Annotated in this window: 16 protein-coding genes and 2 pseudogenes; all 18 read right to left on the bottom strand. The window is 41.8% G+C overall.

Annotated features, from left to right (window positions below):
• A partial coding sequence (locus JCM16418_RS22145; RefSeq protein ID WP_148298890.1) for an S-layer homology domain-containing protein occupies positions 1 to 1,766 on the bottom strand: 1,766 nt, incomplete at its 3' end.
• Between the two features lie 286 nt (positions 1,767 to 2,052).
• Complete coding sequence (gene fliT / locus JCM16418_RS22140) at positions 2,053 to 2,388, bottom strand: flagellar protein FliT (protein ID WP_036653357.1); 336 nt, start codon at positions 2,386 to 2,388, stop codon at positions 2,053 to 2,055.
• The gene (fliS, locus tag JCM16418_RS22135) at positions 2,381 to 2,779 is read right to left on the bottom strand and encodes a flagellar export chaperone FliS (RefSeq protein ID WP_036653355.1); all 399 of its coding nucleotides are present in this window, start codon (positions 2,777 to 2,779) and stop codon (positions 2,381 to 2,383) included. Before fliS ends, fliT begins: the two co-directional genes overlap by 8 nt.
• 31 nt (positions 2,780 to 2,810) lie before the next feature.
• On the bottom strand, positions 2,811 to 4,355 hold the full coding sequence (gene fliD / locus JCM16418_RS22130) for a flagellar filament capping protein FliD (RefSeq protein ID WP_242403947.1): 1,545 nt from the start codon (positions 4,353 to 4,355) through the stop codon (positions 2,811 to 2,813).
• A gap of 12 nt (positions 4,356 to 4,367) precedes the next feature.
• A complete protein-coding gene (locus tag JCM16418_RS22125) occupies positions 4,368 to 4,751 on the bottom strand; it encodes a flagellar protein FlaG (protein ID WP_036653353.1) in 384 nt (127 codons plus the stop codon).
• A gap of 206 nt (positions 4,752 to 4,957) precedes the next feature.
• On the bottom strand, positions 4,958 to 9,418 hold the full coding sequence (locus JCM16418_RS22120) for a beta strand repeat-containing protein (RefSeq protein ID WP_148298889.1): 4,461 nt from the start codon (positions 9,416 to 9,418) through the stop codon (positions 4,958 to 4,960).
• 92 nt (positions 9,419 to 9,510) lie between these two features.
• Complete coding sequence (locus tag JCM16418_RS22115) at positions 9,511 to 11,064, bottom strand: DUF7743 domain-containing protein (protein ID WP_036653349.1); 1,554 nt, start codon at positions 11,062 to 11,064, stop codon at positions 9,511 to 9,513.
• A gap of 116 nt (positions 11,065 to 11,180) precedes the next feature.
• Positions 11,181 to 12,371, bottom strand: a complete 1,191-nt coding sequence (locus JCM16418_RS22110; RefSeq protein ID WP_036653346.1) for a flagellin N-terminal helical domain-containing protein — start codon at positions 12,369 to 12,371, stop codon at positions 11,181 to 11,183.
• Between the two features lie 144 nt (positions 12,372 to 12,515).
• Positions 12,516 to 12,755 (bottom strand): carbon storage regulator CsrA, encoded by a 240-nt coding sequence (gene csrA, locus JCM16418_RS22105; protein ID WP_036653344.1) that lies wholly within the window; start codon positions 12,753 to 12,755, stop codon positions 12,516 to 12,518.
• 2 nt (positions 12,756 to 12,757) lie between these two features.
• Positions 12,758 to 13,213 (bottom strand): flagellar assembly protein FliW, encoded by a 456-nt coding sequence (fliW, locus tag JCM16418_RS22100; protein WP_036653342.1) that lies wholly within the window; start codon positions 13,211 to 13,213, stop codon positions 12,758 to 12,760.
• A gap of 123 nt (positions 13,214 to 13,336) precedes the next feature.
• Positions 13,337 to 13,900, bottom strand: coding sequence for a DUF6470 family protein (locus JCM16418_RS22095; RefSeq protein WP_036653341.1), 564 nt, complete (start codon positions 13,898 to 13,900; stop codon positions 13,337 to 13,339).
• A 17-nt stretch (positions 13,901 to 13,917) separates the two neighbouring features.
• A complete protein-coding gene (gene flgL / locus JCM16418_RS22090; protein ID WP_036653339.1) occupies positions 13,918 to 14,874 on the bottom strand; it encodes a flagellar hook-associated protein FlgL in 957 nt (318 codons plus the stop codon).
• A gap of 22 nt (positions 14,875 to 14,896) precedes the next feature.
• A pseudogene (gene flgK / locus JCM16418_RS22085) lies at positions 14,897 to 16,455 on the bottom strand (flagellar hook-associated protein FlgK).
• A gap of 39 nt (positions 16,456 to 16,494) precedes the next feature.
• Positions 16,495 to 16,998 (bottom strand): flagellar protein FlgN, encoded by a 504-nt coding sequence (locus JCM16418_RS22080; protein WP_036653337.1) that lies wholly within the window; start codon positions 16,996 to 16,998, stop codon positions 16,495 to 16,497.
• Positions 16,999 to 17,008: 10 nt separating this feature from the next.
• Positions 17,009 to 17,293 carry a flagellar biosynthesis anti-sigma factor FlgM gene (gene flgM / locus JCM16418_RS22075; protein ID WP_036653335.1) on the bottom strand — a complete coding sequence of 95 codons (285 nt, stop codon included), beginning with the start codon at positions 17,291 to 17,293 and terminating at the stop codon, positions 17,009 to 17,011.
• Between the two features lie 170 nt (positions 17,294 to 17,463).
• Positions 17,464 to 17,874, bottom strand: coding sequence for a TIGR03826 family flagellar region protein (locus JCM16418_RS22070; protein ID WP_036653333.1), 411 nt, complete (start codon positions 17,872 to 17,874; stop codon positions 17,464 to 17,466).
• Between the two features lie 129 nt (positions 17,875 to 18,003).
• Entirely contained in the window at positions 18,004 to 18,867 is an 864-nt protein-coding gene (locus JCM16418_RS22065; RefSeq protein WP_242403946.1) for a ComFC family protein, read from the bottom strand.
• A 37-nt stretch (positions 18,868 to 18,904) separates the two neighbouring features.
• A pseudogene (locus tag JCM16418_RS24470) lies at positions 18,905 to 19,967 on the bottom strand (helicase-related protein); the annotation flags it as partial.

Raw genomic sequence — 19,967 nt, 5'->3', positions numbered from 1 at the left:
TTTTGCTCTGCTGTTAAATCTTCATATGCAGCTTGTGCTGCAGCTACTTCCTCTTCATTCTTTAACGTGATTTCTTCTGGTAAGGCTACGATTTTCGCGGTTACTGCATCTGCTGCGGCTTGATCACGTTCAGCTGCGGCTTTGAGTTCTGCAATCTTCGCAACTGCGTCTGTTAGTTTGGTTTGATTCGCTTCGCTCACTAATGCCTGTTGTTTTATAGATAAAGCTTTAAATGCCTCGTTCGTTTTATAGACGTCATTCTCATCTGCTAAAGTTAACTTATCAATTGCTGAAAGTGCTGTTATCAGAGAACTAACTTTATTCGCCTCTTGTTGATCCACATCTGGAGTTGGAGAAGTAGTACCGCCCCCACCTGTTGATCCACCGCTAGAAGATCCACCACTTGAACTTCCAGTACTAGGCGTGCTTGGCGCTACAGGAGTACTCACAACTACTGAATCCTTTGCAGAGCCTTCAACGGTATCTGGTTTTTTCTCAAAAGTAGATCCTTTTGCACCATCATTAATTTGAGCCTTTTGAATTTGTCCTGAGCCGAGAAGTTTAGCTACTGCATCCAATACTAGATTGATAATTTTAGCTTCACTACTTAATTGAATAGATGAGTTCTGAGCAGTTCCCTCTACATGAAAACTATCAATTGAGCCTCTAGTCAACTGAACCGTGATGGAAGCTGCGAAAACGTCAACCTCATCAAATGTGCCGTTCAATACTACTTTCGCATTGGCTGGCAACTCTTTTGAAAGCTCAACGTCTGTAAATCCAACGCCTGATACATTACTTTCTTCGACTTTAGCAGCAGATTTAACCACCACCGTCTTAGCAGTTGTCGTTCCTTCAGCAACGATGCGCACAGTACCATCTTTCTTATCGATAACAATGTTCACTAGTACAGAGTCAACAAAATGTATTGAATTTTCTCCGCCGCCCTGAACGTTAGTTGTACCATGTACTTTCACGTTTTTGAGGGTAACGTCTCCACTCCCAATACCTTCAGCCAATAAAAGATCGCCTTTAATCTCTACATTTTCCAAAGAAACACCTGGAACACTAATAACTACATTTCCTTCAATGATCTTAGTTTCTTGAGTGGAACCATAAACGCCTGATTTATCATATGTAACAGTTTCCATTAATTTCTTTTTATTAAGAGCTGCATCAATCAAAACAACTGCTTCTGCACGAGTCAAAATCTTTTGAGGAGCGAAGGTACCATCTTGATAACCTTTCATAATATCCTTCTCAACAACTGCTGCAACGCTATCTTTACTCCAAGCTGAGATTTGAGACGCATCTTTATATTGATTTAGCGACTGTAAATCACCAGATTTCAAACCTACTACTTTGGAAATAATAGAAGCAGCTTCCTGACGAGTTACATTCGCATTTGGCCGAATCGTATTATTCTCATAACCTTGCAGGTAACCAGCTTTGATAGCTTTTGAAATATCTGTATATGCCCAATTTGTTTCTGGTAGATCTGCAAAATGAATTGGTGTTGTTTCCGTATTCTTAAACATACGATTTACTAGTGCAATAAATTCAGAGCGGGTAATCGATTTATTCGGCTTTACCGAACCATCAGTATATCCATTAAGATCTCCTTTCCCAATCCATTCTTGCATTTGTTTCTCAGCCCAGTGTCCTGCTAAATCACTAACAGATGCAGCCCCTACAGCACCTGCAGATCCCAATGTTAAGCTTAAACCAATTAATCCAGTGATTGTATTACGTACGTTCTTATTCATTCTTATCCTCCTAAAGTCTCTTTTCTAGTAGATTGTCAACCTAAAAAAAACAAGTATTAAGACCTAATTTACGAGCTATAATTCAATTAAATTTTGTAAAAAAAATAGGCTCTACATTCTTATTTCCGTAAAAATAGGTCTTTGAAACTAATGGCACAAAGGCGATTATACCATAATTAGACAAAGTATATATATACTTTTTTACCTTTATTCTCCTAAATGTTTTTTCTATGTAAAAAATGCAAAAAAACCATGAGATAATTCTCATAGTTTTTGCGGATTATCATTAATTTTTCTTATCCATCAATATACTATCCGGAGTGTAAACCATTTCATAAGCATGACTACGAACCTTTGCCTGACCGCGTTGCTGGAGCCAATTCGAGGCTTCGTTCTTAAGTTCTAACATTTTATCTAGAATGAGAGGATCACATTTCAAAATTTCCTGCAGACGTATGAATTGCTCTGAAGTGATTGGTTTCTCGAGTTTAAGATGATTAATATGATCAATAATACGTTGACGTTCTTCCACAAAGTTTTCCAAATCTTCAAATGAAGAATGAGAAAGACTAACCATAATGGATTGTGTAATTTCTTCTAATTGATCGATTACATTATCCATGCTGTATCTCTTGACCTTGACTTGCCAGACTGATCTTTGCCGCTTGTGCAAATGTTTCTCTTAGCTCCATCAAATAACCAATTGCCTCTTCAGCAGGTTCAGCTATCTTCTTTACATTAGCTTCAATAAGAAGATGATTAATATACTCGTACATCGAAGCAAGACCCTCGGACACAGCGTAGCTTCTATCCAAAGATGACAAAAGCTCATTAACAATGCTCTGTCCTTTACCTAAATTTAGATTGGCCTTCTGCAAATCTTGTTTCTGCAATCCGTCAATACCTGTACGAACGAAACGGATGGCTCCATCATATAACATAAGCAACAATTGGCTCGGGGTTGATGTTTGAACGGAAGACTGTCGGTATTTTTCATAAGGAGATGTTATCAATTACCTTCACCCTTTACTATTTCAGAAATGATTAAGATGAACTACCAAAAAGGCTAGACGACTGGGATTGGAGTTTGTTCATGGCTGTTTCCATGGCTGAAAATTGTTTGTAATAACGTGTTTCCGCATCATTCAAACGAGTTGTCAGCTTACTTATTTGCGAAGTATAATCTTTCAATTTCTTGCCCATCACACTCTCGCTTTTAAAGACACTGCTTAAATCACCACTATATTTGTTTGTACCTGCCCGATCTGAAAACTTCTGCATCGAATTGGTCATTGCGGCATTTAATTTACTAAATATACCATCTTTTGCATCTGAATTTCCTTGGAATAAACTCGTAGCCTCTTGAGGATTAGTCATAAGCACTGCCTTTAATTTGTCCTCGTTTAGATAGAGCTTGCCACCTTCGAAATACTCCCCACTAGTGATTCCCAAAGCAGATAACTGTCCCATTTTGCTACTAATAATTGATCTCATTGAATTAATGGCTTCTTTAAGAATATCATCATTTTTAAGTAAACCACTTTTAGCCTTGGCTTCCCAACTGGTAATCTCACTTTCCTTCATAGATGTTTTCTGCTCATCCGTTAAAGGAGTGAATTCCCTATATTTAGCCTCATCCACCTTATTATTCAAGGTGTTCAATAAATCATTATAACTTTGAATAAAGGACTTGATTGTATCCACAGCTTTGCTTGGATCTATCGTAGTTGTAATTGTAGAAGGATTAGTACTATCGGATTTCTGCAATAAAGTTATGGTAACTCCATTTACAGTAACTGCATTGTTTTTGTTCGTAGTAAATGTATTTACCACTGTGCTGCCGTCTGCAGATACCGTACTTACATTTACTACTCCTTCTTCGGCTGCATTATTATTTTCAGCAGGGTTGAGATTAAGAAGTTGCAACATTTTGGAATCTGCATATTTCTCAGCTACTACAATTTTCGGGCTACCAAACTCTTTAGCCGTAAGCGAGAACTCCCCACTCACTTCGTCAAAGGAAGCCACTACACCTGCCTTTGAACTGTTGATCGTACCAATAACAGTAGAAATGCTATCTTTGCTGGAGAACTTAAGCTCTGTGTTATTAATTGTTAAACGGAAAGTTTCGGGGTTACCGTCCGCTGGTGCGGAACCTCCATTTAATTTATCAAGAGTAGTCGTAAGAGCTGCTTTCTTTCCCGGATTAGCAACTGGATCTGCTCCAGCCGGTTCCACCATCATCGGGCCTTTGGGAGCTATATTAGCTTTTGTTCCAACCTTTAAAACGGTGACCGTCATAGGAACGCCCGTTGCTTCTCCACTGACCTCAACCTTGATGGCATCTTTATTGCCTGATACTGTTGCCTGACGGGTGGTCATTGCAATTGATTTATTAAATGTATCGGTCAGCTTATTTTGCTTGAAATCAAACATCTTACTATTCATCTCGCGATAGCTATCACGTTGCCAAGATAAATAGGTTTTCTGTTGGTTAAGCTTATCAAGCGGAATCCGTTTGGCGGTCATGAGCTTCGTGACCATGCTATCCACATCAAAGCCCGAAAAGCCATTAATTCTTATCGTCATGAATAACCCTCCCTAAACTTTCTCATCCATTATAATTCCGGCTAATTCCATCATCTTGGCTACCAAGTCCAGCGTCTTCTCTGGCGGTACCTCACGGATAACTTCCCCGGTGTCCTTATTAAGGACCTTGACCATAATTTGATGTGTTTTATCATGAATACTGATATCGAGGGTAGTTTCTGGTCCTTGAAGCGACCTCACTGCGCGGTCGATATTTCGGATAAGTTGTTCCTCACCTAAAGTAACAGACACACCCTGTTTCTCTTTTAAAGCTAAATCTTTAACATTACGAATGATCGGTGCACTGTATGCTGAAGATGCAAGCTCAGCATTAACCGCCGGTTCTGGTTTGCTCTTGGGTGTCGTACTTGCTGTTAGTGAGAATTGTACATTCATCCTAAAATAACCCCCCGAAAAAATAGATATATTCTATATATCGGCAGTAAAGATATCCTCATTAAGTAAATGATGAAATTAATTAAGTAATGACACTTGCAAATACCTGCTTCTCAGAATCTAATTAGTCAAAAAAACAGGACCCTTCCGAAGAAAGGCCCTGTCTATAAAATAGATGAGTATTATTCATTAGTCTTTAGTCAGTACTAATTTGTTATGGTAATAACCGATACCGTTTTTAAAGTTCCATTCTTTGCCGTAATTGTAACGGTACCTGCGGGCGTGCTGCTCGGAATCGTAATCAAGCCTTCCGCATTTACCACAACATAGTTTGTGTTACTGCTAGTGTATACCGTCCCCTTAGTACTGGCTGTCACATCTTTAAGACTATCGTCTTCCATAGTCGCCGTAACTATTAACTGTCGAGTACTTCCTGCTGATAATGATACAGCACTTGGCGTAATCGAAATACTTCTCATTTCTGTCGCCGGATCCTTGCTTACGGTCACAGTGACTGTGGATTTAAAAGTCCCGTTCTTTGCCGTAATTACAACCGTGCCCAGAGTAGCATTCGAAGGTATCGAAAGATTCCCCTCCGCATCTACAACTGCACGTTCTGGAATACTACTGGTATAAATAGTTCCTTTTGCACTGCCTGAAATATCTTTCAGACTACCATCGCCCATAACTGCGTTTACGACCAATAGTAGCATGCCTCCTGTTGGCAAGTTGACGGTACTTGGGGTAATAGCTATGCTTCTTACCTCAGTTGCCGGGTCCTGTCCCACGGTTACAGAGACACTTGATTGGAGGGTACCAATCTTGGCAGTAATCGTAACTGTACCTAGCGTCGCGCTTGAAGGGATTGTTATCTTACCCTCTGTATCCACGATTGCACGAGCTGTATTACTGCTTGTATACAAGGTTCCTTCGCTACTTGCTGTCATATCCTTCTTCTTACCGTCTCCCATCGTTGCAGTTACAACCAACTGTTGCGTCTTTCCTGCAGATAAGGCCACGGTGCTTGGACTAACCACTATGCTCTTGATCTCTTTTGCCGGATTGTTAACGATTGAGATGACGGATTTCGATTGGAGCGTTCCATTCTTAGCCGTGATCACCACCGTACCTGCGGTGGCAAACTTCGCAATGGTGATTTTACCTTCTGCATCTACCGTCGCCTGTGTCGTATTGCTGCTTATATAGGTCGTTCCTTTGCTGCTGCTTGTTAAATCTACTAAGCTGTCATCTCCCATAACAGCATTTACGGTTAATTGCTGTATATCTTCCGCTGACAAGGTAACTGTACTCGGGGTAACCGTAATACTCTTGATCTCTGTTGCCGGATCCTTGCCCACAGTCAAGTTAACTACAGACTGGAATGTGCCAATCTTGGCAGTAATCGTAACTGTACCTAGTGTCGCACTAGAAGGTATTGTTATTTTCCCCTCTGTATCTACGGTTGCACGTGCAGTATTACTGCTTGTATACAACGTTCCTTCGCTACTTGCTGTCATATCCTTCTTCTTCCCGTCTCCCATCGTTGCAGTTACGACCAACTGTTGCGTCTTTCCTGCGGATAAGGTGACGGTGCTTGGACTAACAGCTATGCTTTTGATCTCTTTTGCCGGATTATTGACGATTGAGATGACGGATTTCGATTGGAGCGTTCCATTCTTAGCCGTGATCACCACGGTGCCTGCGGTAGCAAACTTCGCAATGGTAATCTTACCCTCTGCATCCACCGTCGCCTGTTCCGGAATACTGCTTGTATAGGTGGTTCCTTTACTGCTGCTTGTTAAATCTACTAAGCTGTCATCTCCCATAACAGCATTCACGGTCAATTGCTGCATGTCTTCCGCTGATAGGGTCACCGTGCTCGGGCTCACAGCTAGACTCTTGATCTCTGTGGCCGGATCCTTACCTACGGTCAAGTTAACCACCGACTGGAATGTGCCGATCTTAGCGGTTATCGTAACTGTACCTAGCGTCGCACTTGAAGGAATTGTTATTAATCCTTCATTAGCCACGGTTGCACGAGCTGTATTACTGCTTGTATACACGGTTCCCTCACTACTTGCTGTCATATCCTTCTTCTTACCATCTCCCATCGTTGCAGTGACGACCAACTGCTGCGTCTTTCCTGCGGATAAGGTGACGGTGCTTGGACTAACCGCTATGCTCTTGATCTCTTTTGCCGGATTGTTAACGATTGAGATAACGGATTTCGATTGGAGCGTTCCATTCTTAGCCGTGATCACCACGGTGCCTGCGGTAGCAAACTTCGCAATGGTGATCTTACCTTCTGCATCTACCGTCGCCTGTTCCGTATTGCTGCTTGTATAAGTCGTTCCTTTGCTGCTACCTGTTAAATCTACTAAGCTGTCATCTCCCATAACAGCGTTTACGGTCAATTGCAGTGTATCCTCTGCTGACAAAGTTGGAGCGCTTGGAGTAATGGCTAAACTCTTGATCTGAGTTGCTGGATCTGGGCCGACGGTTACTATGACTGTCGACTGTAATTTTCCCGTTTTGGCTGTAATCACTACCGTACCTAGTGATGCATTAGAAGGAATGGTTATGTTACCTTCTGCATTAACAATAGCACGTTCTGGGATGCTACTTGTATAGACCGTACCCTCGCTACTTGCTGTTATATCCTTCTTTGTGCCGTCTCCCATCGTTGCAGTTACGACGATTTGTTGCGTCTTTCCTGCCGATAAGTTAACCGTGCTTGGAGTAGCAGCTATACTCTTGATCTCTTTTGCTGGATTATTGACGATCGAGATAATGGATTTCGATTGGAGTGTTCCATTCTTAGCCGTAATCACCACGGTACCTGCGGTGGACAACTTCGCAATGGTGATTTTACCTTCTGTATCTACTGTCACCTGTTCCGTACTGCTACTTATATAGGTCGTTCCTTTGCTGCTACTTGTTAAATCTACTAAGCTGTCATCTCCCATAACAGCGTTGACGGTCAATTGCTGTGTATCCTCTGCTGACAATGTTACAGCGCTTGGAGTAATGGTTAAACTCTTGATTTGAGTTGCTGGATCTGGGCCGACGGTTACGGTGACTGTCGACTGTAATTTCCCATTTTTCGCTGTAATCACTACGGTACCTAGTGATGCATTAGAAGGAATGGTTATTATACCTTCTGCATTCACAACAGCCCGTTCTGGGATGCTGCTCGTATAGACCGTACCCTCGCTACTTGCTGTTATATCCTTCTTCGTACCGTCTCCCATCGTTGCAGCCACAACTAATTGTTGCGTCTTTCCTGCCGATAAGCTAACGGTGCTTGGTGTAACTGCTATACTCTTCATTTCTTTTGCAGGATTGTTAGCAATTGTTATAACGGACTTAGATTGGAAAGTTCCATTCTTAGCCGTGATAACCACTGTTCCTTCCACAGCATCCTTAGCAATACTTATTTTACCTTCCGTATCCACAATAGCCTGTGATACAATGCTGCTCGTATAGATTGTACCTTCGCTACTTGCTGTTATATCCTTTAATCTGTTATCCCCCATAGTAGCCGTTACCTTCAACTGCTGAATATCTCCAGGCATCAGAGTTAATACATCTGGACTAACGACTATGGATTGTATATCATTCGTTATATCTTTGACTACATTTAATACTACCGTCGCTTTAAGAACATCATACTTCACTGTGACGACAGCTGTTCCCAAGTTAGCATTTGCCGGAACGGTAACCTCTCCATCCACACTTACACCTGCTTGTGCTGGAACACTACTCGTATAGACAACTCCAGAACTGCCTGCTGTTATATCCTTAGTCGTATCATTAGAGTATTTAGCAAGGACTTGGAGCTTCTTCGTCCCTCCTGGATACATCGTTAGAGATTCAGGAACAATCTGAATTCCCGTAAGCTCAGGATTACCATCAATCGTTAGAGATGTCTGAGCTATTAGATTATTATTGGTCGCTTTAATAATCACTTTACCTGTGATTGCATCTGGGGGAATACTGACCAATCCGTTAGCATCCACAGTTGCTCTCTTAGGATCAGAGGAAGTATATTTAGTCCCTTCTGAGCCGACCGTTACATCTTTTGTAGTGCCATCGGTCATGAATGCTTTTAGAACTAATTGAAGCTTATTATTGCTTAAGGAAAGCGTCTCCTGAAGAGGGGAGATAGATAATGACTTCACTGTAGGCTTCGTAATTTTAACTGTTGTCTTCGCATTTAAACCTTTGTAGTTTACATTAATATAAAATGTGCCTTGTTGATCCTCGGAGATAGCGCTAATTAGACCATCTGGAGTCACTGTAACAATGGAAGAGTCTGTACTTGTATACGTGATACCACTAGATGAATTCGTAACGTCTTTCCGAGCACCGTCATTTACTTCAACAACTTTGATTTGTTGTGATTTCCCAGAGGACATGTTGATTAAGAGTGGAGAAACCTCCAAATAAGAATCCGTATTTCCCCCATTAATTTTGATCACTACTACTTTTCGCACATTGCCGTAAGTTACCTCAACCGTCGCATACCCTGATTTTACATTCGCAGGAACTTGGATGAGGCCTTGTGTGTTAACCGTTAATAGTTCTGTATTTGACGAAGTATATTTCGTTAAAGCATCATTCGTAATATCTACAGGTTCGACTAAATCATTACTGTAAGCTAACATGGGCTTTAACTGATATGTTTGGCCCTTATTTAATTCTGTAGGGGCATCAAATGATATGTGGTTTGGTGTCCCCGGGGTTATTGTGATTTTGCCTAACACATTAAAATCAAATTCTGATAATACACTCTCCCTAGTTTAACGGGTCTGGTGTAATTTCCGACATTATCGCGGATGGATATCGTATTCAGTTCCCATTTGCCTAATACGTCATATTTATCAATGAGAATAGAAGCAGAATATTGGTTGTTACTAGTTGGAGTAAAGCTTAAATTTAACATTTTGCCATTCGGCTTTTTATATGCGCCTGTGAGTGTTCCACTTGCAATACCTGATAGGCGGTCCTCAGCTCCAATGGTAAGGATCACCTCAGCTTGTACATTAGAAATTTGCCGAACACTAATTCCTCCAGAGATAAATTCTGGACCTTCCCAATCCGGCGTCGTCCCTGTGACCTCAACTGTACAATGCTCGAATGTTTTGGTCGTATTGTTATTGTTTACATAACTCGTTACCGTCTTGTTATTACCTAATGCATCTGACATATAAACGGAAGTTAATGTACGACTACCGCGTTCTTCATACATGCCGATCGTAACCGATCCTACAAATTGACCTGTCGCATTTTTATATAAATCAATATTACTTGTACTTCCATCCGGTTTCTTATACGTTACTCGTACGCTTGCAACACCTGATTCATTGTCTGTAACGTCTGCACGCACTTCAATTTTTTCATTGGGACGTACAAGCTGTGAAGTCACGGAAATATCATGTAAAACAGGTGCTTCTTTATCAATCGTTGTCCCACTAACCGTTACAAGACAATTGTTGAAGTTCTGTGTGTTATTATCCTTATCCAGATAAGTAGTATATGTTTTGGTATTGCCTACCTTGTCTCGAGTAGCGACGGAAACCAGAGTCCAATCCCCACTCTCATCATATTTCCCAATGACATAAGTACCCACGAATTTGCCCGAAGCATACGGAGTCAAAGAGATTGACTTCGTTGCACCACTCGGTTTTCTATAGTTAGCCGTTACCGTAGATACTCCAGATTCATCATCTGTAACGTCTGCTGTTAACTGCAATTTATCATTCACCGTCAATTGCTGAGAAACGACTTGAATGGAATGAAGAACGGGCGCCTGTTTATCTGTAGGTTCGGGCGGCGTCGTTATTCCACTTACATTTAGAGTTAATAGTGTAAAGTCGATTTTCTCACCATTTGATTGAGCCGTTGAATTATTTAGTAATACGGAATTGTCTTTCTTATCTCTAAGGAAGATTCCCGTTGCTTTCCAAGTTCCTCCTACCCCATTACTAGCAACCGAGATCGTTGCTTCATATAATTTAGTAGTCGAATTTAGAACAAAAGGAAAATTTGTACTTTGATTATTAGACTTCGTGTATGTAATATAACCGTCACTATACCCTGACAGTTCATCTGTGATATCTGCGATCACCTTAACAGGTGTTGTTGGGGTGAGATCCGTGTTCGATACACTGATGGTCTTAATGATTGGAGCGAGTAAGTCCGGTGTTGGATTCTCAATCTCTACATCTGTTGCGTAAGCAATAGACTGTGTTATGAGTAGAAGGCCCACCATTAACAATGCAGTTGCCTTCGTAAACAATTTTTTTACCATGTGGTTGAACCCCTCCATTTGAACTATAAGATTTAGAAAGCCTTCAAAATTCAGTCTAAAAAAATAGACTCCAGGGCTTCCTGGAGTCTATTCTTTGATCTAAAATCAGCTAGAAATTAACGAAGTAATTGTAGAACACCTTGTGGTTGTTGATTAGCTTGAGCAAGCATAGCTTGAGCAGCTTGAGCAAGGATATTGTTCTTCGTTTGCTCCATCATTTCTTTAGCCATATCTACGTCACGAACACGGGATTCAGCAGCTGTCAGGTTCTCCGAAGAAGTTCCTAAGTTGTTGATTGTGTGTTCTAGACGGTTCTGTACAGCACCCAATTTAGAACGCTCTGCAGACACGTTCTTGATTGCATCATCCAAAGTTGAGATAGCCGCAGTTGCGCCAGCTTGTGTAGAGATATCCACTTTGTTAATATGCAAATCAGATGTTTTCATGGAATCCACACCTACACCAATCGTTTGGTTAGAGTTCGAACCAATTTGGAATTGAAGTGCATTCGTTTTACTACCTGTAGCATTTTGTTCTTTACGTGTTACTATAGTGAAGGAATCGCCCACTTTGATTTTTGTGGAATCAATTGTTACGTCTAGCCCACCCAAAGAACCTGGATTGCCTACGGTATCTGCAGCTACTGGAGGAACTGAGAAGTCCTGTTTAGCACCTTCTACACCTGTAGATTCTGGTGTAATCGTGTATGAATAAGTATTTGTCTTAGCATCATATTCAGTTACTTTAACAGTAAATGTATCATCTGCTGTTACAACGCTAGCATTCGTCGCTAATCCATCAGAAAGAGTAGCATTTGTAATTTTTACATCGAAATCACCTGTTTTGCTAGCAACAATCGCAGATTCATCTTTATACGTTTTAGCAGAAAGATCACCGTTCAAAAGCTTCTTAGTGTTGAACTCAGTGTTGTTAGCAATACGATCTACTTCGTCTTTAAGCTGTTGAACTTCTTTTTGAAGCTCTTTGCGATCTGATTCAGTGTTAGTGTCACTTGATGATTGAACAGCAAGCTCACGAACACGTTGTAGAATACTATGAGTTTCGTTAAGTGCTCCCTCAGCAGTTTGGATCAAAGAGATACCATCTTGAGCATTTTTGGAAGCCATATCCAAACCGCGGATTTGACCACGCATTTTCTCGGAAATTGCCAAACCAGCTGCATCGTCCCCAGCGCGGTTAATGCGAAGACCTGAAGATAGTTTCTCGATGTTCTTGCTTGTTGCTGCTGTGTTGGAAGACAACTGACGGTGTGTGTTAAGAGCTGTAATATTGTGGTTGATAATCATTGTGTATTTCCTCCCTGAAATTAAATTAGTTCCACATCCATGTGGTAAACACTGACCCGTTAAGGTCGGCCGCCCTGCCGAATCAGCGTCTACTACTTATATCGACAAGGACAACCCAACACTTTAGAGGTTTTTGTGATTTTTTTAATTTTTCTTTATTTTTTTTATTTTCTGCATAAAAGCTTCCAAGTTTGCAGGAGCAGGTATAGCAGATTCTCGGTTACTTTCCTGAATAGAAAGGTAGACTTCCTTGCGGAAAATATCAATATGCGCAGGAGCAGAAATCCCTACTCTCACCGTATCTCCCTCTACGCTAAGGATGGACACTTCGATCTGATCCTGAATAACGATAGACTCACCCTTCTTACGAGATAATACAAGCATGACTATTCACCTTCCTTTCCAGAAGGCTCTTTCTCTTGCAACTCTTCTATCCATAATGGATGTCTTGTCTGGTAGGACGTATTATGCAATACTACTTGTTTACCTAACTGTTTTTCTGGATTCAGTATAACTGGAGCCAACAAATTTATGGTCGATTCTTCTATAGACTCCTTCAACGTAATGATGCATCGAACAAGCACCTGCTCCTTAATTTCTAGTTCCTCCATATCGGAAGGAGATAATTCGAACTCATAGTCACTATAATAATCAAAAGGTTCTGTCAGCAGAAAGGCCAGCGCTGGTTCCTTCAAAGACTGCATATACGAGAATGTTCCTTCTTGCAAAGAGATTAGAGCAAATTCCGTCTCTTCATCAAACCCTGGTAAACCTTTATTGAAATGATAAATTTGTTCCTCAGTAATTTCGAGATTACCCCATGAAGACGTTTCTATTCTCACAGTCTATTCACTCCTTAAAAAGGTCTTAAAATCAACAAAAGCACCTCACGGTGCCTAATAAAATAGCATGCAGCTTATGCACAAAGCACCTAGCTAAACAGATCACGATAGTGAATGATATCCTTATTTAAGAATATCGATTTCTGGAGGAGTGTACTCCACGGATGCATATTGCCGCATATAAATATCAAGTTTCCCGCGATTATATTCAATCTCAGGGCGATGAGTCTCCACCTGAATATCAATTTTAGCTTTACGAAATGTAATATCAGGCGGAGTTGTTTCAATACGAACGTCTACATTATCTATAGAGGCAGGTGACCTGAACTCTGGAAAAGAAATAGGCTGCCAGTCTTGGCCATAAATCTCAGCAATCGTGTTACTAGGATTCTGGATGGCCGCTGCCCGATTTCCTTCCTCCACTCTCCTTGCAATACCCTGAAGGTAAATATTCTGAATACCGGAGTATATTCTTGTATTCATATCGAACATGCTTCCGCCTGTTAGAGCAGCATGGGCTCTTGAAGAATCAACCTGAAGCTCTGGGCGATATTGTTGAATCTCTATTTCGGACGGGGTGGTTGTTATATTCAGTTCCGCCTTCTGTTGACGAATAGAGAATTGTCCTAAATCAGCATCAATGCCAATATAGGCTGGCGTTTGATGAATTTGTAGAATAGGCTGCATGTAATGACCTCCTGTTTCTATCTCAGAAAGTCAACCAGAGTTGGTTGGATGATTTTCGAACCTGCTGATAGCGAAGCATTGTAAATATTCTCTTGAATCTTAGACTTCATAATCAACTCCGCATAATCAGCATCCTCCGTCTTAGATTGAAGATCCGTCAGGTTCGTATTCAAATCGGAGAGTCTACCCTGCATGAGTTCGATCCGGTTTGTTTTAGCACCAAGTTCAGCACGCGTAGTTAGGATCGTCTCCATTCGGCTATCAATCTTATCTAATTGCTCCGTCATCCCTTTAAAATTGCCATCCGTCAATGATTGGGTCAAAGCATCCATAATATTAAAGATATTATCAGGATCGCCACCATTACCGAATATATCCGTACCCGTAAGATTAATCGGAAGCTGTACACTTTCACCAACCGAATAGTAAATCATCCCTTTATCTGTTTCAAGGGTAGCCATACTTTTATCATTAGATGTACCGTCTGCATTTAGTCCCGTGGTATTTGTGGTACCGTCTGCATTCTTCGGGAAATCATAAGGCTTCTTGTCATAGGTTTCACCATTAAAAATATATTTGCCGTTAAGCTTACTGTTGGCTATATCCAAAAGCTGTTCTTTCAGTTGGCCTACCTCTTGCTTGATACTATCAAGCGCGGATTGTGGATTACTTCCTGTAGAGGCCTGTACAGTTAATTGACGCAAGCGTTGAACGACATCACCCGCTTGATTCAGTACGGTATCGTTAAAATCTAGCCATGACAATGCACCGTCAACATTCTTCGTATATTGCTCGTTAGAAGCCAGTTCCCCACGATAACGAAGGGAATATGTAATTCCTACCGGATCGTCCGAAGGCTTATTCAGCTTACGGCCAGTAGCCAGCTGGTTCTGAGTGTTATTCATCTGCAGTGCATTACGATTCAAATTGAGCATCAATTGTGAACTCATCATGTTTGATGTGACTCTTAGCATATGAGATTACCTCCTTTATTCGTTATCTGCCTACAACGCCTGTTGAGTTAATTAATTTATCAAGCAATTGGTCAAAGGTTGTCATGAAGCGGGCAGCTGCACTATAGGCGTGTTGGAATTTGATCAGATCGGACATCTCCTCATCGATCGACACCCCACTAACCGATTGACGCTGACTCTCCACCTGCTGAACCAAGATGCTAGAGTTATCGGTCTGACGCTGTGCTTCCTGCGACTGTACACCTAGCTGTCCTACTGTAGAGTTATAATATCCATCAATAGTCATCGATCGATCACTATCAGAAGATTTAAAATGAATTTGGTTCATATTAGCCATGAGAAGGGCAAGCGTATTGTTCCCCTTAATCACAGCCTCAGTCGTTCCTACGCCCTCTGTACGGAGGGATGTGGCAATCAGATTCTGATCTTCCGCAATCTTAGAGTTCAGACTAATGTTAGCAGCTGTTATAGTTCCACCACCCTTAGCTTCAAAGAAAGGGAGTCCGCCACCTGTAGTCCCATCAAGGTATACCCAAGCTGATGAAGTCCGTTCAGACCTTTTACAGTAACCACTGTATCCTGATCTATTACTCGCCCATTAACACCATTTATGGATACACCCTCTGGCAAGATACTGCCTTTAGGGAGTGTGATCTGAATATCACCAGTGGCCAGCGTGTTGGCCATATCGTCGAGCTGCTTCTGGTAGTCCTTGACGTAAACCTCTCGCGAGGCAATTACGCCATAGACTTCTCCCCCCTTAAGATTGCCAGAAGTATATGCATTCTCAAGGAAGTTCCCCTTGTCATCAGCCGTAGATCCATCCACATCTACTTGAACTTCACTACCTTCCACTAAAGTCTGGTTGCCCATCATGATCGTGTAGCCTTGATCGGTTTCCTGAACGTTCACATTAATAATTCTTGAGAGCTTATCTGTTAGTAAATCTCGCTGATCTCTCAAATCATTGGCATGATCGCCTAGTCCTTCAATCCGAGTAATCGATCCGTTAAGATCTGCTATCGAAGTTAAATAGTTCTGTACTTCACTGGCTTTCACGCCAACATTTGCCGTCAAATCCTGACTTAACTGGTTAAGCTGACCACTCATATAGTTCATGGCGTCTGTTAATGCAGCCGCATTTTCTTTGACTACTTTGCGAGCAGAAGCACTCTCTGGATCCTTGCTGAGATTGGACCACGAATTCCAGAAGTTATTCAGTACTTTGCTAATCCCTGTATTTGAAGGCTCGTTAAAAATACCCTCTAATTTATTTAAAGTATCCGATTTAATGCCCCAGCTTCCGTTGGCATTATTTTCATTCCGATATTGAGTATCTAAGTAACTCTCTCTGATCCGTTTAATGGACTGATATTCCACACCTGTACCTAGCTGACCTGGAGCATTGGAACGATTTAGACCATAGGCTTCAATAGGAATGGATGCCTGCATTTTAACGACTTGGCGGGTATAACCTTCTGTGTTAGCATTTGAAATATTGTGACCTGTCGTATTTAAAGCGGCTGTCTGGGTAAACAGGCTTCGCTTTGCTGTTTCTATTGAATGAAATGTAGATGTCATTAATTTTCCCCCTCAGAATTCGCGAGCTTGAAATAAATATTAAGCTCGCGAATCAAAAATACCTGCCCTGCTGCCGAGCCCACTATTGCGTTCGGACGGATGCTGATAGGTTGCCTCTTGGTTTGGCCTTCCCACCATGACTTCCAGTGAATAATCTATAAATGATAATGATTGTTCCATAAGCTTCTGATTTAAATCATTTGCTTCTTTTAATTGGGTCATTGTCTCAGATAATTGTTTCTGTATTTGTAGCAGCTTCTGTTTGTCTTCAATATCGAAAACGAGCCGCGATATTTCCGTTAGAGTAAGATTTAATTGTGATTTAATACCGCAAGCCTGTAAAAATTGCTGAGCTTCGCTAACACGCTGTTGTTCCAATAATTCGATCTGTTTCATTCCTTTAGTTTCCTGATTCATCAGTCGGATAAGGGAATCCACATTATTATCCATAACGGCCTTCTTCTTAAGAATAGCCAGATCAAGCATGTATTTATGAGCAACATCAAGCTGCTCAAGCAGGTTAACTAAAGATTGAACCGACATCTAATTTCACCTAGTTCCCTGATAACTTTTTAAAATAAGGCATGAGCTTCTCGGCGACTTTACCAGATTCTACTTGATACGTCCCAGAAGATACTTGTTGCTTTAGATCCTCAATCTTCTTCACTCTCTCAGGATCTGTGTTAACGACTTGAGCCTCCAACATTTCCATAGCCTCGGAGGATATTGATATTTCATCCTTACGGCGGGCAGGCTTCTGTACCTCTTGCCGCTGTGCTTCAATATTACGTTGGTACGGGTTCACTCCACCAATTCGTCCGGTTTCATTAATTTTCATATTTTCCACCTTCTTTTAATTTTTTAGGAGTCGTCAGTCTATGACGTTGCTACAATCTCAAATGATCTTCTATTGTAGCATAAACAAAAAAACCGATAATCTTTACTAAGTTTATCGGTCATAATTGAAACATTATGAATAGCTATATGTGTTTTTAGTCCAGTAGTCACTTATTTATGATATTTGTCCATAACACGATAGGCGCCATCGACTTTTTGCTTAGTTCCATTATCCCTATTAGACTCATCCTTCGTGATCTGACTCAGTTCTTTGGTCAGTCTCCCGCGGCAGGAATCGCACATGTGGCCATCACGAATCATCGTTCCGCAGACCTCACATGGGTACATTAGGTTTGGAGCATTTAACACAGATATACGGCCTTCACGGACAAAACGAGTAATTTGCTTAATCGAAACATCCGTTGCATCAGATAGTTGCTGAATATTTGCACCCTTCTCCTCACGCAAGTACTTTACGCATTTTTCGTATTCAATTTCCATTTCTTTGATACAACTTGGGCACATGTCTTTAAAATTTACAGCATACAATTTGCCGCAGCGAGGACAATTCCCTAGATTCACTATGCCGCCCCCTGTTCCATAACAATTCTTAAGATTGATAATGTTTATAGATTACCTTATCGCACTATCCACGTCCATCCTTAATTAGCCAAGGGATTAGATTATTTGCAATAAAGGACTAGAAGTGAACTAAGACCGGGCCCAAGTTAGACTATAGACTTCTAAGGGAATTCTCCCCATTTGAGAAAAAGACTGATGTAAAACAGAGGCACATGCATCGATAGTACTTCCTGTCGTATAAATATCATCTACCAATAGTAGGCGTACGAGCTCTGTTTGCGACTTATTTGCATGAAGCTTCTGCGCTTGTTTGCGCCTTAGAATGGAGTGAATCATCAATTCAGCCTGCGGGTGCATTTCGAATATATGCTTCATAGAGTCTATCCGCTGTTGTCGCGATTTAAAACTTTGTTTCGCCGTATTTTCGCCACGGATCAGCAGGGGCAAACTCGGCATATGCTTATGAAGTGCTATACCCGTAGCAAGAACTTCCGCCTGATTAAATCCCCTTTCAGAAAGACGCTCTTGGCTTACAGGAACAAAAGTCACAGCATCCGGTTGCCAATATGAATTACGATATATACTTTTTGGAGGTAAGCGTCTCCCCGCTATATTGCTGCTCATTTCCCAATCCATTCGATCATAGGCATTATTCATCATCGCTATGAAGAGCGCCGCATATCGTTCATGACCTCTATATTTATAAAGAGCAAGCCATTCTCTCATTTCAGCGGAATAATATACCGCACTACGATTACATACAAAAGAACGTCCAGCAGCCTCTGGCCTGATGCAGTCTGGACAGCCGATTCCTCGGCCACAATACCTACATCGCGCTTCAACGATCCAAGGAATGGCTTCTGCACAGTTTATACAAATGCCGAGTTGCCCTGGTGCCATTCTCCTTTTACTGCCACATGTCAGGCAGATCTCTCCGGGAGGTGCCAATAAACCATGAATAAAGCCTCCCATTATTTGCGGATTTATATTCATAAGAATCTCTCCTTTTCCTCTAAATATTTCATCATTATCACTTTGTTTGTATGTATCCCTTCTTCATTGCAATCCGGTTCATGCTCTTAATTTGATTGACCGCTCTTTTCTGTGAAAGAGTCCATTGTGGAGATGCAAAAATCACTTGACCTGCGGGATCTTCAGCCGATCTTCCTGCCCTTCCGGCCATTTGTACGAGGGATGCTTCGTCAAATAAACCACTATCTGCATCAGCTATAAATACATCGCTTCGGGGAACTGTGACTCCTCTTTCGAGTATGGTGGTCGTTACAAGTAAACGGATTTCCTTTTGGCGAAAAGAATTCACCTTCTCCGCCCGCTGTGGATCTACAGAAGAAGTGCCTTCCACGCGTATATCTCGAAAAATTTTACGCAGTATGTGAACTAGCGGCTCGATGTGCCGAATCCGAGCGACGAATAGAAATATTTGTGCACCCCGCTTCATAGAATGGCGAAGCTGTTCATTAAGGGGACTCAGAAGCATCGGTCGCCGTAAGCATTCCTGAATGCTTCTCAACGCAATTCGCTTGGGTACTGGCAGGGGGTGACCGTGAAATCGAACAGGAACTTTAGCATGCTCAAGTGTTCCCCGCGTGACTTCCTTCTGTAAGGGACGTGGCGGGGTAGCTGATAAGTATACAAACCTGCCTTCTGGTTTGCAGGCCTGCTGCGCAGCAAAAGCAACATCGGATCATTATGGTATGGAAAAGCATCGAGTTCATCAATAACAACCAAATCGAATGTCTGATAAAATCGAATTAACTGATGTGTTGTTGCCAACGTTATCCCTCCGCTTTGCCATCGTTCCGTACTGCCCCCATACAGAGCTACCAAAGAAGTACTTTCAAATGCTTTCGCCAATCGCGGGGCAAGCTCTAGCACGACGTCTCGTCTAGGCGTTGCTACGAGTACTCTTCCTTGGGCAGACAGCACCGAGTCTAGTAGCGGGAAAATCATTTCGGTCTTTCCCGCGCCCGTCACCGCCCATAGTAGGAAGCGGGCGGGCGTTATGCTTTGGCCATCCGCCTGCCGCCCTTCTATGCGGCGGCTGCGGGAGGCGGAGCCCTTCGGGCGCTCCG

This window comes from Paenibacillus pini JCM 16418 (assembly GCF_000576305.1).
Taxonomy (GTDB): Bacteria; Bacillota; Bacilli; order Paenibacillales; family Paenibacillaceae; genus Paenibacillus_AQ; species Paenibacillus_AQ pini.
Note: the sequence above shows the minus strand (reverse complement) of the source record. Positions and strands in the feature narration are given on the sequence as shown.

What these genes read in the sequence shown, in the direction of transcription:
- fliT (WP_036653357.1), bottom strand. Translation starts at nt 2,388, where the DNA reads ATGGATAATGTAATCGATCAATTAGAAGAAATTACACAATCCATTATG.
- fliD (WP_242403947.1), bottom strand. Translation starts at nt 4,355, where the DNA reads ATGACGATAAGAATTAATGGCTTTTCGGGCTTTGATGTGGATAGCATG.
- JCM16418_RS22125 (WP_036653353.1), bottom strand. Translation starts at nt 4,751, where the DNA reads ATGAATGTACAATTCTCACTAACAGCAAGTACGACACCCAAGAGCAAA.
- JCM16418_RS22120 (WP_148298889.1), bottom strand. Translation starts at nt 9,418, where the DNA reads ATGTTAGCTTACAGTAATGATTTAGTCGAACCTGTAGATATTACGAAT.
- JCM16418_RS22115 (WP_036653349.1), bottom strand. Translation starts at nt 11,064, where the DNA reads ATGGTAAAAAAATTGTTTACGAAGGCAACTGCATTGTTAATGGTGGGC.
- JCM16418_RS22110 (WP_036653346.1), bottom strand. Translation starts at nt 12,371, where the DNA reads ATGATTATCAACCACAATATTACAGCTCTTAACACACACCGTCAGTTG.
- csrA (WP_036653344.1), bottom strand. Translation starts at nt 12,755, where the DNA reads ATGCTTGTATTATCTCGTAAGAAGGGTGAGTCTATCGTTATTCAGGAT.
- JCM16418_RS22095 (WP_036653341.1), bottom strand. Translation starts at nt 13,900, where the DNA reads ATGCAGCCTATTCTACAAATTCATCAAACGCCAGCCTATATTGGCATT.
- flgL (WP_036653339.1), bottom strand. Translation starts at nt 14,874, where the DNA reads ATGCTAAGAGTCACATCAAACATGATGAGTTCACAATTGATGCTCAAT.
- JCM16418_RS22080 (WP_036653337.1), bottom strand. Translation starts at nt 16,998, where the DNA reads ATGTCGGTTCAATCTTTAGTTAACCTGCTTGAGCAGCTTGATGTTGCT.
- flgM (WP_036653335.1), bottom strand. Translation starts at nt 17,293, where the DNA reads ATGAAAATTAATGAAACCGGACGAATTGGTGGAGTGAACCCGTACCAA.
- JCM16418_RS22065 (WP_242403946.1), bottom strand. Translation starts at nt 18,867, where the DNA reads ATGAATATAAATCCGCAAATAATGGGAGGCTTTATTCATGGTTTATTG.